This is a genomic window from Bradyrhizobium sp. HKCCYLS3070, assembly GCF_051167575.1.
GTDB lineage: Bacteria > Pseudomonadota > Alphaproteobacteria > Rhizobiales > Xanthobacteraceae > Bradyrhizobium.
The window spans coordinates 134,773-149,905 of sequence record NZ_JBNPTI010000004.1 but is presented as its reverse complement, the minus strand read 5'-3'; the positions used below and the strand labels follow the sequence as shown (position 1 = coordinate 149,905).

Sequence of the window (15,133 nt, the reverse complement as noted above, 5' to 3'; positions counted from 1 at the left end):
TTGCGATGCATCGATTGGACCCGGACATTCGTCGCGATCTCGCGCATCTGCTGTACAGCTCGATGCCGCTGGTCGGGACGATCTCGGCCGCCGCCGTCGTGATCGGCAGCGTGATGGCCTGGGTTGCGCGCGATCCGGGCTACGCCGCGATCACGGTGGTGCTGCTGGTGATCGGTGCCCTTCGTGTGATCAAGCTGCGGATGTTCGCGGCGCGCTTCGATCGGCTCGATCACGATGCGATCATTCGCTGGGAACGCCTCTACGGCCTCGGCGCTGCCGCCTTCGGTCTGGCCGTCGGTGCGTTGTCGTCACGCGCGTTTCAGATCGGCGACGGGCCCGGCATCTGGATGTGCTTCGGCCTGTCGATGGCCTTCTGCGTCGGCATCGTGTCGCGTGTCAGCCCATGGATCGTCATGACCTCCTCGGCGGTGCTGCTGATTCCGACCGTGGTGGCCTGCCTGATGCAGCCCGAGCCGGTGTACCGGATGGGCGCCGGCATGGTGGTGCTGTTCTGGATCACGCTGCGCGGCACGTCGTATCGACTCACGTCCGCCTTCACCGAGCGGATCACGGCGCAGCAGGCCTTGGCGCGGCAGGCGCTGCGCGATTTCCTCACCGGCCTGCCGAACCGCGCCGCGTTCATCGCCGCGCTCGGCCGGTGCGATCGCCCCGTCGCCATCATCGCGGTCGATCTCGATGGCTTCAAGCTCGTCAACGACCGGTTCGGCCATCAGGCCGGTGACGAGCTGCTGTGCCAGGTCGGCGCACGTCTGCAGGATTGCCTCGGCGAAACGGGCCTGGCGGCGCGGTTCGGCGGCGACGAATTCATGCTGCTGCTGCCCGCAGTGGGACGTGACGCCGCTCTCGCGTTCGCGCAAGCGGCGGTGACGGCGCTGTCGCAACCCTTCACGCTGGCTGGAACCCGCGTTCAGATCGGCGCCAGCGCCGGCATCCTGGTCACCGAGGATCGGCAGGCGGACACCGAGGCGCTGCTCGACCAGGCCGATCGCGCGCTCTATGCGGCCAAGCGTGCCGGCGGCCAGCGTTGGTGCTGGGCCGACGAGCACATGGCCGTTGCCGTCGCATGCACGGCGAGCAGCGAGGCGCCGACGCTGGCGCTCGCGGACTAGCAGCACGATCGCAGCCTGACCGTTCCACGCGGACGCTGGCAAGCTCGGACCGCGGCCGCTAATGTGGCCGGCAGAAGCCGACGAACGGCGCACGATGTCAGGAGGAGCGGCCGATGCGGAGCATCAGGATCGGCGCCGGAGCGGGCTATTCCGGTGACCGGATCGAGCCTGCGGTGGAGCTCGCGGCGAAGGGCGGCCTGGACTATCTCGTGTTCGAGTGCCTGGCGGAGCGCACGATCGCGCTGGCGCAGCAGGCGCGCATGAAGGATCCGGCCGCCGGCTATGATCCGCTGCTGGCGGCGCGCATGCAGGCCGTGCTGCCGATCTGCCGCGCCAACAAGGTCCGTATCATCACCAACATGGGGGCGGCCAATCCGGTCGCCGCGGCCGAAGCCACCCGCACCATCGCGCGCCGGCTTGGACTGACGGGGCTGAAGATCGCGGCCGTGACCGGCGACGATGTTCTGGAGCCGTTGAAGACAGCGGATGTCGTGCTCGACACCGGCGACACGATCCGGGCCCTCGGCAATCGGGTCGTCTCGGCCAACGCCTATGTCGGGGCGGGCGCGATCGCGGAGGCGCTCGCGGCCGGCGCGGATGTCGTGATCACCGGGCGCGCCGCCGACCCGGCGCTGTTTCTCGGACCTTTGATCCACGAGTTCGGCTGGGCCCTGGATGATTGGGACCGGCTCGGGCAGGGCACCGTCGTCGGTCATCTGCTCGAATGCGCTGGACAGATCACCGGCGGCTATTTCGCCGATCCCGGAGCGAAGGATGTTCCCGATCTCGCCCGGCTCGGCTTTCCGATCGGCGAGGTGCGCGAGGATGGCGAACTGATCGTGACCAAGGTCGCGGGCTCCGGCGGCTGCGTCACGCCGGCGACCGTGAAGGAGCAACTGCTCTATGAGATCCACGATCCCGTGCAATATTTCCAACCCGACGTCGTGGCGGATTTCTCGCAGGTGACCGTCGAGGAGCTTGGTCCGGACCGGGTCAGGGTGGTCGGCGGTCGCGGCCGGCCGAAGACGGGACTGCTGAAGACCTCGGTCGGCTATCTCGATTCCTATGTCGGCGAGGGTCAGATCTCCTATGCCGGCCCTGGCGCGGTCACGCGCGGCCGCCTTGCGCTCGATGTCGTCAGGGAGCGCCTCGCGCTCACCGGCGTGGCGGTGAACGAGCTGCGCTGCGACCTGATCGGGTTGAATGCGCTGCATGGCGACGATCGCGCACAGGGCGCCGAGCCCTACGAGGTGCGCGTTCGTGTCGCCGGGCGGACCGAGACGATGGCGGAGGCGATCCGCATCGGCAACGAGGTCGAGACGCTCTACACCAATGGCCCGGCAGGTGGCGGCGGCGCCTGGAAATCGGCGCGCGAGGTGATCGCCGTCGCCTCCTGTCTCGTTGCCGAGGATGCGCCGCAGCTCTGCGTCGGCATGCTGACGGCCTGAGTTTTCAAGGGCTTCACGGATCGCTCTCGGCAGCGCAAGCTGGCCGTCATGGTTGCGGTGCCTGAGAACAAGCGAGAATTCAGTCCATGTATGACGTCATTGTGGTCGGCGGCGGCTCCGCGGGAGCGGTCGTCGCTGCGCGCCTGTCCGAAGACCCCCGGACGCGGGTCCTGCTGCTCGAAGCCGGCGCGGACTGGCGCGCGGACGACGCGCCGTGGGAGATCGTGACGCCGAACCCGATTCCGATCATCCACGATCGCGCCTTCCAGGAGAAATGGCAGTGGCCGGAGTTGATGTCCCGCCGCGTCGCCGGGCAGGACATGCGCTTCTACTGGCGCGGAAAGGGGCTGGGCGGCAGCTCGATGATGAACGGCCAGATCGCGATCCGCGGCGTGGCCGATGCGTTCGATGAATGGGCGGCCAATGGCTGCACGGGATGGTCGGCCAAGGACATCATGCCGCTGTTCGCGGTGATCGAGGACGATCTCGCATTCGGTGATCGCGAGGGGCACGGTCGCGGCGGCCCGCTTCCGGTCACTCGCGCACCGCCTGACACATGGGGCCCGATCGACCGTGGCTTGCGCGATGCCGCGCTGGCGAGCGGCTATCGCTGGTGCGACGATCTCAATGGGCCCGACGGCGAGGGCGTCGCCTGCTATCCGATCAACAGCCGCAACGGCCGCCGTATCTCCACCAATGAGGGCTATCTCGAGCCGGCCCGCGGCCGTTCGAACCTGGAGATCCGGGGGCGGGCGCTGGTCGATCGGCTGCTGATCAGCGACGGCAGGGCGACCGGCGTGCGCGTCCACATCGAAGGTGAAGGCGTGAAAAACGTCGCGGCGCGCGAGGTCGTGCTGTGCGCCGGCGCGATCCACAGCCCCGCGATCCTGCTGCGCTCGGGTATCGGCCCTGCGACCGATCTGCTGGAGATGGGAATTGCGGTCGTGCGTGATCTTCCGGTCGGCCGGCACTTCTTCGATCATCCGCTGTTCCGCACCACGATCCAGCTCCGCGAGGCGCTGCGTCCGACCGACCGCGACACGCGCCATACCAATTGCTGCGTCACCTACTCGTCGGGCCTCGCCGGCGGCGGCAAGCGCGACATGATCCTGATCGCGTTCAACCATCGGGGCATCGGCGTGCCCGGCGCGATCGGCGCCGGACTGTTCAACGCCTTCTCGCGCGGTACGCTCAAGCTCGCCTCGACCGATCCGAGCGTGGATCCGATCGTCGAAGAGAACATGCTGGCCGATCCGCGCGACGTGGCGCGAATGCGGGACGCGGTGAAGCGGCTGGCCGTGATCACGGTGCAGCCGGCGCTGCGCGACATCGCCGACTGGATTCGCCTCGGCGATACGGAGTTCACGCTGCCGCAGGCGGCTGCGCTGCCCGAGGCCGAGCTCGATGCGCTGCTGCGGCAGGTCACCGGCGACATCCAGCATGCGGCGGGGAGCTGCCGCATGAGCGGATTCGACGATGGCGACGGCGTGGTCGATCCGGACGGCCGCGTGAAGGGCATTGCCGGCCTGCGCGTCGCCGATGCCTCGATCATGCCGTCCGATTGTCGCGCCAACACGCATTTCACCACCGTCGTGATCGGCGAGGCGATCGCGCGGATGATGCGAGAGCGCCTGTAGAGCTCACGCGATGGCGAAGCGAAGCCCGGCGCGGGCACGCCCGCCGGAGATCGCGATCGGGGTGCCGTCGGCGCGCCAGCACGCGGCTCCCGTCAGCGTGCCGTCGTCGCCGAACGCGATCGCGTTCATGCCGCCGGCCACGACCGGCTCGCGTTTGATCTCGTGCCCGCGTGCGGCGAGCTCCCGCGCCACATGGTCGGGAAACGCCGGCTCGAGCTCGAGCACGCCGCCCTGCGTCCAGAGCCGCGGCGCCTCGACGGCCTCCTGCAGCGACATGCCGTGGTCGATCAGGTTGACCAGCGCCTGGAAGGCCGAGGGAAAGATGCGCAGGCCGCCGGGAAGGCCGAGCGCATAGCGCAAGCGGCCGTCGCGAAGCGCCATCATCGGCGCCATCGAGGTGAAGACGCGCTTGCCCGGCTGGATCGACAGCGCGCGGCCCGGATGCGGATCGAAATTGTACATGTAGTTGTTGGCGGTCATGCCGGTGCCCGGGATCTGTACGCAGGCGCCGAACAGGCCGTTGATGGTCTGGGTCGCCGCGACGACGTTGCCCTCGGCATCGGCGACCGTGACATGGGTGGTGTTGGCGGACTCCGTCGGCGCAAGGCCCGGGCCGAAGCTCCGGGCCCGGCTCATGTCGATCTGCGCCCGCCGCTGCGCGGCATAGGCCTTCGACGTCAGCCGCTCGACCGGCACGTCGACGAAAGCGGGATCGGCGGTGGCGACCGCCCGGTCGGCAAAGGCGATCTTCAAGGCTTCGGCAAGCACGTGCACGCCATCGGCCGAACCGAAGCCGAGCCCGCCGACGTCGAAACCCTCGAGGATGTTCAGCATCTGCACGATGTGCACGCCGCTGGAGGAGGGCGGCGGCGGGCCGATGATCTCATGGCCGCGATAGTGGCCGCGGATCGGCGCGCGTTCGATCACCTTGTAGGCGGCGAGGTCGCTCGCATCGATCAGCCCGCCATTGTCGGCCATGTAGTCGGCCAGCGCGATCCCGAGCGGCCCGCCATAGAGAGCGTCCGGTCCTTGCTCCGCGATCAGCCGCAGCGATGCCGCATAGTCGGTCTGGATCACGCGCGTGCCTGGACTGACGGGCTCGCCGCCCGGCAGGAACAGCGCGGCGAGATGCGGATCGCCCGCGAGGTCGTCCGCGACCAGCCGCACGCAGTCGTTGAGATAGGGGCTGGCGATGAAACCATGCTCGGCGAGCCGGATCGCCGGCGCCATCACCTCGGCCAGCGGCAGCCGGCCGAAGCGCGACAGGGCCTCGCACCATCCCTTCAGCGCGCCGGGCACGGCGACCGCCAGCGCGCCTGCGACGTTGCGGCGTCCGCGGGTCTCGCGCGCCAGCGCGATCTCGTCGGAGACCGGATCATACATTCCCGGCGTGGCGCGCCGCGGCGCGGTGCTCAATCCGTCGAGCACGATGTGCCGTCCATCCGCAAGGCGGATGTGCGACAGCCCGCCGCCGAGAATGCCGACCATCATCGGCTCGACCACCGTCAGCGCGAACAGTGCGGCGACCGCGGCATCGATCGCGTTGCCGTCACGCATCAGCATCTCGGCACCGGCGCTGGAGGCGAGCGGATGATTGGTCACCACCATGCCGCGCGAGCCCGTCGCCGGCTGCTTCTCGCAGGTGAAGTCGGCGATGCGCCGTGTGTGCGAAGCCATTCGGGTCTCCTCTGTCGAACGGCGGATGCCGAGAGGTCGTTCTTCGCAATCCTGACCGATCCTTTGCGCAAGGGGAAGAGCGGCGCCCCAGTTCGACGAACTGATAAGTGCGCCACGCATGGCTCGGAGAGCATCGATCTCTCCCGCCGCGTTCTCATCGCCGCGCATCTGTGTTAGGCCTGCGCGCAGTTCCACTTCGCGAGCCCAGCTGATTTCATGCCTCACTACGATCTGATCATTCGCGGCGGTCGCGTGCTCGACCCGGAAACGAAGCTCGACGCCACGGCCGATGTCGCCATCAAGGATGGCGCGATCGCTGCCGTGGGCGATGTCGGCGGGGTCGCCGTTCAGGTGGTCGATGCGGCCGGCCTCGCCGTCGTGCCCGGCTTCATCGATCTGCACGCCCATGGCCAGTCGCTGCCGGCCGACCGCATGCAGGCCTTCGACGGCGTCACCACGACGCTGGAGCTCGAGATCGGCGTGATGCCGGTGGCGCGCTGGTATGACGAGCAGGCGGCGATCGGCCGCCTTCTGAATTACGGCGCAGCGTCGGGCTGGGTGTTCGCGCGGATCGCGACGATGACGACGCAGCAGACCGCGTCCAACATCGCCGGCATGGGCGAGGCGATGCGCGACAAGCGTTGGGTCGAGGAGGTCGCCACGGCTGCCGAGACCGCCGAGATCGTCGAGCGCACGCGGCAGGGTCTGGAGCAGGGCGGTCTCGGCATTGCCTTCCCGAACGCCTACGCGCCCGGCACCGGCATGAAGGAGCTGTCGGAGCTGTGCAGCCTGGCGGCCAAGCACGACGTGCCGACCTACACGCACATCGCCTATATGTCGAACGTCGATCCGCGCAGCTCGGTCGATGCCTACACGCGGCTGATCGGGCTGGCCGGCTCGACCGGCGCCCACATGCACATCTGCCATTTCAACAGCACCAGCCTGCAGGATGTCGAGCGCTGCGCCGAGCTGGTGCAGACCGCGCAGAAGCAAGGCCTGAAGGTCACGACCGAAGCCTATCCCTACGGCACCGGCTCGACCGTGGTCGGCGCCGGCTTCTTCGCCGATCCCGCGTTCTGCCAGCGCATGGGCACCGGCTATGACGCAATCGAGATGGTCGCCGAGCGCCATCGGCTCGGCAGCCGCGACGAATTGCTCGCGCGGCAGCAGGACGATCCCGGCGCATTGGTGCTGATCCATTTCCTCGATGTCGCCGTCAACCAGCGCCACCGCGACCTGCTCGATGTCTCCGTGCTGTTTCCGGGCGGCGCCATCGCCTCCGATGCGATGCCCTGGATCCTGTCCAACGGCACGGACTACACCGGCGACGCCTGGCCGCTGCCGGATGACGCGGTGTCGCATCCGCGCTCATCGGCGACGTTCACCAAATTCCTGCGCGAATGGGTGCTGGACCGCAAGGCGGTGCCGCTGATGGAGGGCCTCGCCAAGTGCACGCTGATCCCGGCCCGGATTCTGGAACCGTCGACGCCCGCGATGCGCAAGAAGGGACGGCTGCAGGCCGGCTGCGACGCCGACATCGCCGTGCTCGATCTCGCCAGCCTGCGTGACCGCGCCGACTTCCTCAACATGAACCGGCCGTCCGAGGGCGTGCGGCATCTGCTCGTCAATGGCCGCGCCGTCATCACCGATGGCGAGCTCGTTCGCGACGTCAGGCCGGGGCAGGCGGTACGCCGTCCGGTCCTGTCATGATCGTCCCGGTCCTGCTGGTCGCCGGATCGCTCGGTGCCGGCAAGACGACCCTGCTCAATCATCTGCTCGCCAATCCGGACGGACGGCGTATCGCGGCTGTTGTCAACGACTTCGGCGCGGTCGACATCGACGCGCAATTGCTCGGCACCGTCACCGAGGAGGTGATCAGCCTCAAGAACGGCTGCATTTGCTGCTCGCTGCAGGGCGACCTGCTGCGCACGCTGTCCTCCGTCATCAAGCGCGATCCGGCACCCGACGCGATTGCGATCGAGACATCGGGCATTTCCGATCCCGCCGAAATCATCCGCAGCCTGATGGATCCCGTGATCTTCAAGGTGGCGCCGCTCGAGACCGTCGTCACCTTGGTCGACCCGCAGCGGCTGCGCGATGATCCCGAGATCGAACAGGATGTGCTGTGGCGCTCGCAGTTACGGGCCGCGGATTTCGTGCTGCTGACCAAGGCCGATCTGCTCGACCGCGCCGCGCTCGATGCGGCCCGCGCCGTCGTCGGCGGCACCAAGCCGCAATCGGCGATCTTCGAGATCGCGCATGGCGTCGTCGCGCCGGACCTGCTGTTCAGCCGCGACATTCGCGCGCCGCGAGAGCTGCCCAAGCAGGTGCCGACGATGTCGCAACCTTTCGCAACCCTCACCTGGACCTCCCGTGCTCCGCTGTCGCTGGCCCGCTTCCAGCAGGTGATCGGAAAGCTCGCGCCGCGCACCCTGCGCATCAAGGGCATCCTGCTGTTCACCGACCATCCGGGACAGCCGATCCTGTTTCAGTCGGTGGCGACGCGCGGCACCTTGGCGCCGTCGCCGGTGTCGCCCGCCGATGGCCTCACGGCCCAGCTCGTGCTGATCGGACTCGAAGGTGAGCTCGACGCCGGCGAGATCGACGCGCTGCTGCACGAGGTGATCGTCGCCTGAGATCGAAGGCCGCGCGTCAGCCCGCCTGCCGCAATGCGCCGTCCGCGGCCTCGGCCCAGGTACAGCAGCCGCCCCCGGCGCGCTTGGCGGCATAGAGCGCGCTGTCGACCTGGCGCAGCACCTCGTCCATGGACTCGTCCGTGAGCGGCCGGTCGTTCACCAGCAGGCCGGCGCTGGCGCCGATCACCACGGGGATGTCGGACAGCAGGAATGGCATCGACAGCGAGCGGATTGCTTCGCGCGCCAGCGCCAGCGCCTCGTCGCGTCCGTCCGCGCCGCCCGTCACCGGCTTCAGCAGCATGAACTCATCGCCGCCGAAGCGCGCGGCGAGACCGCCCTGGCCGACACAGCTCGACAGTCGGGCTGCGACCTGACGCAGCAGGTCGTCGCCGGCGTGGTGGCCATGGCGGTCGTTGACGGGCTTGAAGCCGTCGAGATCGATGGCAATGATCGCGACAGTCCGGGTCGTGCGTTCGAGCGCAGCCAGGAAGGCCGCCCGGTTGGGCAGGTCGGTCAGGAAATCATGGTTGGCCTGGCGGGCCAGCGCGTGCTTGGCCTCGAGCCGCTCGATGAACGCGGTGCTGAGATGGCGCGAGGCTTCGCGGATCGAGAACCAGAACAGCACCAGCAGGACGGCCCCGAGCTGATAGGGCAGCTCCGGGCGCATCAACCCGGCGATGAGCGTCGGGGCGAGCAGCACGGCGGTTGTCGTCAGCACGACCCACGGGCGGATCGCCGCGCGCGACACCATGCCGACGCAATAGGACATCGACAGGCCGAAGGCGATCCATGCGCCCGGAGCATCGTTGAGCTGGAACGCGCGGAAGGTGAGAGCGCCAAGCGCAAGGCCGAAGGCGGCGGCGCCCGCGGCGTAGACTTTCTCCCAGAGGATCACGTCGCGATCGGACAGGCGTCCCGCATATTGTTTGTAGCGCAGCAGGCTGACCACGCGACCGATGGCGTTGACGATGATCGCGAACGTGATCGCGATGTAGCCGGGATCGCCGTGCAGGACCGCAAGCGTGACCGAGCCGGTGATGGCGGCCGCGTTGATCGACATGACCTGCGGCAGAGACGTGTACAGCAGATCGACGAGCTCGCGCCGGATCGCCGGGTTCGGATGGATGAATCTGGAAAGCAGCCCATGTCCCATGGGAACACCATGGGACACCTTTCCTAACAGTTGATGGGCGCGAACGATTCGCGCGACGAAGGTTCGGAGTTACCTTAAATCTTCGTCAATCGCTCAGGGGGCGCGGCTGGGGTCGGTGGTTGGATAGACCGGCGTCGCCGTCGACATCCGCGAGGGCATCGGCGCCGCCGTCGCCACTTTCGGCGCCTCTGCCTTCGGCGTCTCCGCCTTGATGTCGGATTTTGGCGGCTCGAGCTTCAGCGGCCGCAGCGGCTGACGCTTCGCCATCGCGTCGAGTACGGCGCGGTTCGTCTTCTCGATGCGCTTTGCGGCCGCGACGTCGGCAAAGGCGCGGTCGAACTTGCGCATGCGATAGAACACGATGCCGCGGTCGATATAGGCCTCATGATAGCGGGGATCGAGCTGGATCGCCGCGTCGAGATCGGCCAGCGCCGCCGCGAAATCGCCCTTCTGGAACGCGGCCATGCCGCGATCGTGATGGGCCTGGGCCTCGTTCGAAGCCGTACCCCCGGCGAGCATTGCATCCGCCGTGCATGGCGCGGTCGCGCCTGCCGCGCAGGGCGCACGCTCCTGCTCGGCAGAATAGACCGTGTCGATCTTGCTGACGCGTAGCGGAAGCGGATCGGCGGATACCGAGGCATTGCTGCCCGATGCGCTGCCGACCGTTGCGCTGGCAGCCGTCTCGCCGCCGGAATTCGCGGCCGCATCGCCGGCCGTCGCCGCCTCAGTGGCGCTATCGATCGGTTTGGCGGGAACCTCGTTCGGCTTGACCTTGTTGGTCGCAACCACGATCGGCTTGAGCGGCGCGACGGAAGCCGACGACATGTGGGTGAACAGCAGGTAGCCGGTTAGCGCCACGGCGGACGCACCGGCCAGCGCCATCACGCCGGACGCAACCTTGTGGACCTTGGCGACGACGGCCAGCTTGGTATCCTGCTGATGCTCGTCCTGCGCGGCGCCGAGCAGCCGGTCATAGGCCGTGCGCTGCTCCTTGTCGCCGAGAATGTCGTTGGCGCGGATGATCTGTCGAAACCGCAGCGCGGCGTCCGGATCGCCGGGATTGACGTCGGGGTGGCTCTCTTTGACCGCTTTGCGGAAGGCCGCCCGGATATCGTCAGCGTCATCGTCTGGAAGAGCTCCGAGTAAATCGTAAAGCGTCTTCATCGTCGTTCTCGCTGCAGGCTTCCCTCGTCTCCGATCGAAATTCCTACGGCGAATTTACGCTGGAGCACTCGTACTAACTCTTTCCGCTTGGCATGATGGTTGGTCAATCCGGCGGAAAAATGACTGAAAATGGCGAAGTTCGTAGCCATTTTTGCCGTGTTTGAGGTCATAGCGCTCGTCCTTCTTCGCCACGGTGCGCGCAATCCCAGATTGAATCGCGGCCCTCTGACCGCCTCCGCCGCGGGACATGCACCTATGGTGAAGAGAAAGTTTGAAGCCGGATTTAACGTGAGCTGATTGGCAGGTCGGTTTGCGGCAACACCCCGCATTCCATCGCGGCAGCGTGACGCTGCTACACACCGGCTCCTGTCCGCTGGTGTCAGGTCCCTGAGGCAGATGTCGCTGCGGGCAACAGGCCGGGCCTGAGAAGGGCGCCTCTCGCTTCGGCGGCCGCCTTGCGGAACCAGCGGCCCGGCCGCTATACCGGCCGCATGACTGAATTTCACGGTGTCTTTCCCTACCTGGCCTCGCCGATCGGCGCGGATGGAACGATCCGTACGGAGGTGCTGGGGCGTCTTTGCGACGATCTGATCCTTGCCGGTGTGCACGGCCTGACGCCGCTCGGCTCCACCGGCGAGTTCGCCTATCTCGATCGTGCCCAGCGCATGACCGTCGTGGAGACAACCATCGATGCCGCCCAGGGCCGCGTTCCCGTGATTGCAGGCGTGGCCTCGACTGCGACCGCTGACGCGGTGGCGCAGGCCAAGGCTTACCAGAAGCGCGGCGCAACCGGCATCCTGGCGGTGCTCGAAGCCTACTTCCCGGTCAACGACGCCGGTATCGAGGCGTATTTCCGGGCGATTGCCGATGCCGTCGACGTTCCCGTCGTCATCTACACCAATCCCCAGTTCCAGCGTTCCGACCTGTCGCTCGACGTCATCGCGCGCCTCGCCGAGCATCCGCGCATCAACTACATCAAGGACGCTTCGACCAACACCGGCCGGCTGTTGTCGATCATCAATCGCTGCGGCGACGCCATCAAGGTGTTCGCGGCGTCCTCACACATTCCGGCCGCGGTGATGCTGATCGGCGGCAAGGGCTGGATGGCCGGGCCGGCCTGCATCATACCGCGCCAGAGCGTCGAGCTCTACAATCTCTGCAAGGCGTCCTGCTGGGACGATGCGATGCTGCTGCAGAAGAAGCTGTGGCGCGTCAACGAGGCCTTCGCCCGCTTCAACCTCGCGGCCTGCATCAAGGCCGGCCTGTCGATCCAGGGCTACGACGTCGGCGATCCCGTGCCGCCGCAGGCCCCGCTCTCGCCCGAGCAGCGCAAGGTCGTCGAAGAGGTGCTGCGCAGCCTGGGGTGAGCTAGCCCCGGCTTTGGCCCCCGCTCTCTCCTCATCGTCATTCCGGGGCAGCCCAAAGGGCTGAGCCCGGAATCCATACTCCGCGACCTCTCGGGTGGGCAGACATGGAGACATCGAGCCTCCAAACTACCGGTCGTGGTTATGGATTCCGGGCTCGCGCTGCGCGCGCCCCGGAATGACGGTTCGTCATGACGCACCAGCTTAAACACGTGTTGGCCACCGCAATGCCGATCCGCTAAGACCCTGCCAAATTCATTGAACTGACCAAGGACTGACGAATGAACATTCTTCCCAACAATATGCGGTTTGGTGCGGGGCAGCCCCTCAAGCGTCTGGAGGATCAGCGGCTGCTGACCGGGAAGGGGCAGTTCATCGACGACAAGGCGGAGGACGGCGCGCTGTGGCTCTACGTGCTGCGCTCCCCGCATGCGCATGCCAGGATCCTGTCGATCGACACCGCCGCTGCCCGCGAGATTGCGGGCGTGCAGGCGATTTACACCGGCGCGGACCTCGTCGCTGACGATGTCGGCACCATTCCGACCCTGGCGATCTTCAAGCGTCCTGACGGCAAGCCGATGACGGTGCCGCCGCGCCGCCTGCTTGCCCATGAGATCGTCCGCTTCACCGGCGAGGCGGTCGCCGCCGTGGTCGCGACCTCGCGCACGGTCGCGCAGGAGGCCGCGGAAGCGATCGTCGTCGATTACGAGGTGCTGCCGGCGGTGACCGATCCGGTGAAGGCGCTCGCGCCAGGCGCGCCCGTGGTCTGGGCCGAGGCGCCGGACAACATCGTCGCCGCGATGAGCTATGGCGATGCCGCCAAGGTCGAGGAGGCCTTCGCCAACGCCCCGCACAAGGTCTCGCTCGACATCGCCAGCCAGCGCCTGGTGCCCTCGGCGATGGAGCCGCGCTCGACCATCGCCGAGATCGAGAAGAAGACCGGCCGGCTGCTGCTCCATGTGCAATCGCAGACCCCGGCCTCGACCCGCGACGTGCTGGCGGAAGCCGTGCTGAAGCGGCCCAAGGAAAGTGTGCGCGTGCTGGTCGGCGACATCGGCGGCGGCTTCGGCCAGAAGACCAACCTCTATCCTGAGGACGGCATCGTCGCCTATGCCGCCACCAAGCTTAACAAGAAGATCCGCTGGCGCGCCGAGCGCACCGACGAGTTCGTCGGCGGCACGCATGGCCGCGACCTCACCTCGACCGCCGAGTTCGCGCTCGATGCCAAGGGCAAGGTGCTGGCCTATCGGGTGCGCTCGATCGGCGCCACCGGCGCCTATTCGTCGGGTGCGGCCAACATCATCCCGCTGGTGCTCGGGCCGTTCGTGCAGACCGGCGTCTATGATCTGCCGCTGGTGCATTTCGAGGTGAAGACCGTGATGACGCATACGGCGCCGGTCGGCGCCTATCGCGGTGCCGGACGCCCCGAGGCGGTGTTCATCGTCGAGCGGCTGTTCGATGCGGCCGCGCGCCAGATCGGGATCGATCCGCGCGCCATCCGCAAGACCAACTACATCAAGCCGGCGCAGCTCCCCTACACCAACGCCGTCGGCCAGGTGTATGATTCCGGCGCCTTCGCCCACATGCTGGAGCGCGCGTCCAAGCTTGCCGATTGGGACGGCTTCAACGCGCGCAAGCGCGAGGCGAAGAAGCGCGGCATGCTCTACGGCCGCGGCCTGACCAGCTACATCGAATGGACCGGCGGCCGCGCCCACACCGAGAAGGTATCGCTGCACGCGACCTCCGAGGGCCGCGTCATCCTGCATTCCGGCACCATGGCGATGGGGCAGGGCCTGCAGACCACCTATACGCAGATGATCTCCGATACGCTCGGCATTCCGCTGGACAAGATCGACGTCGTGCAGGGCGACACCGATCTCGCCACCGGCTTCGGCAGCGTCGGCTCGCGCTCGCTGTTCGTCGGCGGCACGGCGGTGGCGGTGTCGTCGAACGACCTGATTGCGAAGGCGCGGGAAAAGGCGTCGAACCTGCTGGAGACCGCGGTCGAGGACATCGAGTATCGCGACGGCTTCCTCACCGTCGTCGGCACCGACCGCCGCATCAGCCTGTTCGACATCGCCGGGAAGGAGCAGGGCGCCAAGCTGTCGGTCGACAGCGAGGGCGAGGTCGACGGTCCGAGCTGGCCGAACGGCACGCATGTCTGCGAGGTCGAGATCGATCCGGAGACCGGCATCAGCCGCGTGGTGCGCTACACCACGGTCGACGACGTCGGCGTCGCGGTCAATCCGATGCTGGTGGCGGGCCAGATCCATGGCGGCGTCGCGCAGGGCATCGGCCAGGCGCTGTACGAGAACGTCGCCTACGATGCCGACGGCCAGCTCCTGACCGCCACCTATCAGGACTACTGCATCCCGCGCGCCGACGACGTGCCGCCGATCGTGGTCACTCTCGACGATTCCGCGCCGTGCAAGACCAACCCGCTGGGCGCCAAGGGCTGCGGCGAATCCGGCGCCATCGGCGGCCCGCCCTGCGTCACCAACGGCGTGATGGACGCGCTGTTCGAGCTCGGGATCACCAACCTGCAGACGCCGCTGACGCCGGAGAAGGTGTGGGCGGCGATCTCCGAGGCGAAGGCGGCAAAGGTCAAAGCGTCGGCCTGAGCGAGCGCGCGGGACGCTTCCGCGCCGGACGTGCTCCTGTTGCGTCGCTCAACGCGCCGATCTGCGCCGAGCTGTTCGGTGACGAGGGCGGCGAGGGTTACACCCGCATCTGGTCGCGCCCCTGCATGCGCAGCGGCGACTGATCTTGCTGCGTCATAGCCCGCCATTCCGGGCCAGCCCGTCAGGGCTGAATCCGGAATCTCGAGATTTTCGGTGCAATTGTGCATCTGAGGGGACGATGCTGTCGGATCGCCCCGCCGCGCCAGGCAAGACAACGATCTCATGCGAATCGTCGCGGCGCCG

At 67.6% G+C, this 15,133-nt stretch carries 10 protein-coding genes; 7 read left to right on the top strand and 3 right to left on the bottom strand.

Annotation, left to right across the window (positions count from 1 at the left end; all coding sequences use genetic code 11):
• The first annotated feature begins 5 nt into the window (after positions 1-5).
• The 3 genes from ACQR03_RS15765 (at position 6) to ACQR03_RS15755 (ending at position 4,215) form a co-directional block, all read left to right on the top strand.
• Positions 6-1,130, top strand: coding sequence for a GGDEF domain-containing protein (locus ACQR03_RS15765; RefSeq protein WP_315752632.1), 1,125 nt, complete (start codon positions 6-8; stop codon positions 1,128-1,130).
• 113 nt (positions 1,131-1,243) lie between these two features.
• Positions 1,244-2,578, top strand: coding sequence for an acyclic terpene utilization AtuA family protein (locus ACQR03_RS15760; RefSeq protein ID WP_315713948.1), 1,335 nt, complete (start codon positions 1,244-1,246; stop codon positions 2,576-2,578).
• A gap of 86 nt (positions 2,579-2,664) precedes the next feature.
• A complete protein-coding gene (locus tag ACQR03_RS15755; protein ID WP_316201416.1) occupies positions 2,665-4,215 on the top strand; it encodes a GMC family oxidoreductase in 1,551 nt (516 codons plus the stop codon).
• A 3-nt stretch (positions 4,216-4,218) separates the two neighbouring features.
• Here ACQR03_RS15755 and ggt read toward each other — a convergent pair whose 3' ends face one another.
• The gene (gene ggt / locus ACQR03_RS15750) at positions 4,219-5,892 is read right to left on the bottom strand and encodes a gamma-glutamyltransferase (protein ID WP_434841703.1); all 1,674 of its coding nucleotides are present in this window, start codon (positions 5,890-5,892) and stop codon (positions 4,219-4,221) included.
• Between the two features lie 216 nt (positions 5,893-6,108).
• Here ggt and ACQR03_RS15745 point away from each other — a divergent pair, with 216 nt between their 5' ends.
• On the top strand, positions 6,109-7,602 hold the full coding sequence (locus tag ACQR03_RS15745; RefSeq protein WP_434841702.1) for an amidohydrolase family protein: 1,494 nt from the start codon (positions 6,109-6,111) through the stop codon (positions 7,600-7,602).
• Positions 7,599-8,528, top strand: a complete 930-nt coding sequence (locus ACQR03_RS15740) for a CobW family GTP-binding protein (protein WP_315826046.1) — start codon at positions 7,599-7,601, stop codon at positions 8,526-8,528. Before ACQR03_RS15745 ends, ACQR03_RS15740 begins: the two co-directional genes overlap by 4 nt.
• 16 nt (positions 8,529-8,544) lie before the next feature.
• Here ACQR03_RS15740 and ACQR03_RS15735 read toward each other — a convergent pair whose 3' ends face one another.
• Positions 8,545-9,681: a GGDEF domain-containing protein gene (locus tag ACQR03_RS15735; protein ID WP_315713953.1), complete on the bottom strand. Its 1,137-nt coding sequence runs from the start codon at positions 9,679-9,681 to the stop codon at positions 8,545-8,547.
• Positions 9,682-9,774: 93 nt separating this feature from the next.
• Positions 9,775-10,845 (bottom strand): DnaJ domain-containing protein, encoded by a 1,071-nt coding sequence (locus ACQR03_RS15730; protein ID WP_434841701.1) that lies wholly within the window; start codon positions 10,843-10,845, stop codon positions 9,775-9,777.
• Positions 10,846-11,336: 491 nt separating this feature from the next.
• On the opposite strand from ACQR03_RS15730, the gene ACQR03_RS15725 reads away from it, so the two are divergent.
• Both ACQR03_RS15725 and ACQR03_RS15720 read left to right on the top strand, forming a co-directional pair.
• Positions 11,337-12,212: a dihydrodipicolinate synthase family protein gene (locus ACQR03_RS15725; RefSeq protein ID WP_316201406.1), complete on the top strand. Its 876-nt coding sequence runs from the start codon at positions 11,337-11,339 to the stop codon at positions 12,210-12,212.
• Between the two features lie 278 nt (positions 12,213-12,490).
• Positions 12,491-14,830 carry a xanthine dehydrogenase family protein molybdopterin-binding subunit gene (locus ACQR03_RS15720; protein ID WP_316201404.1) on the top strand — a complete coding sequence of 780 codons (2,340 nt, stop codon included), beginning with the start codon at positions 12,491-12,493 and terminating at the stop codon, positions 14,828-14,830.
• The last annotated feature ends 303 nt before the right edge of the window (positions 14,831-15,133 follow it).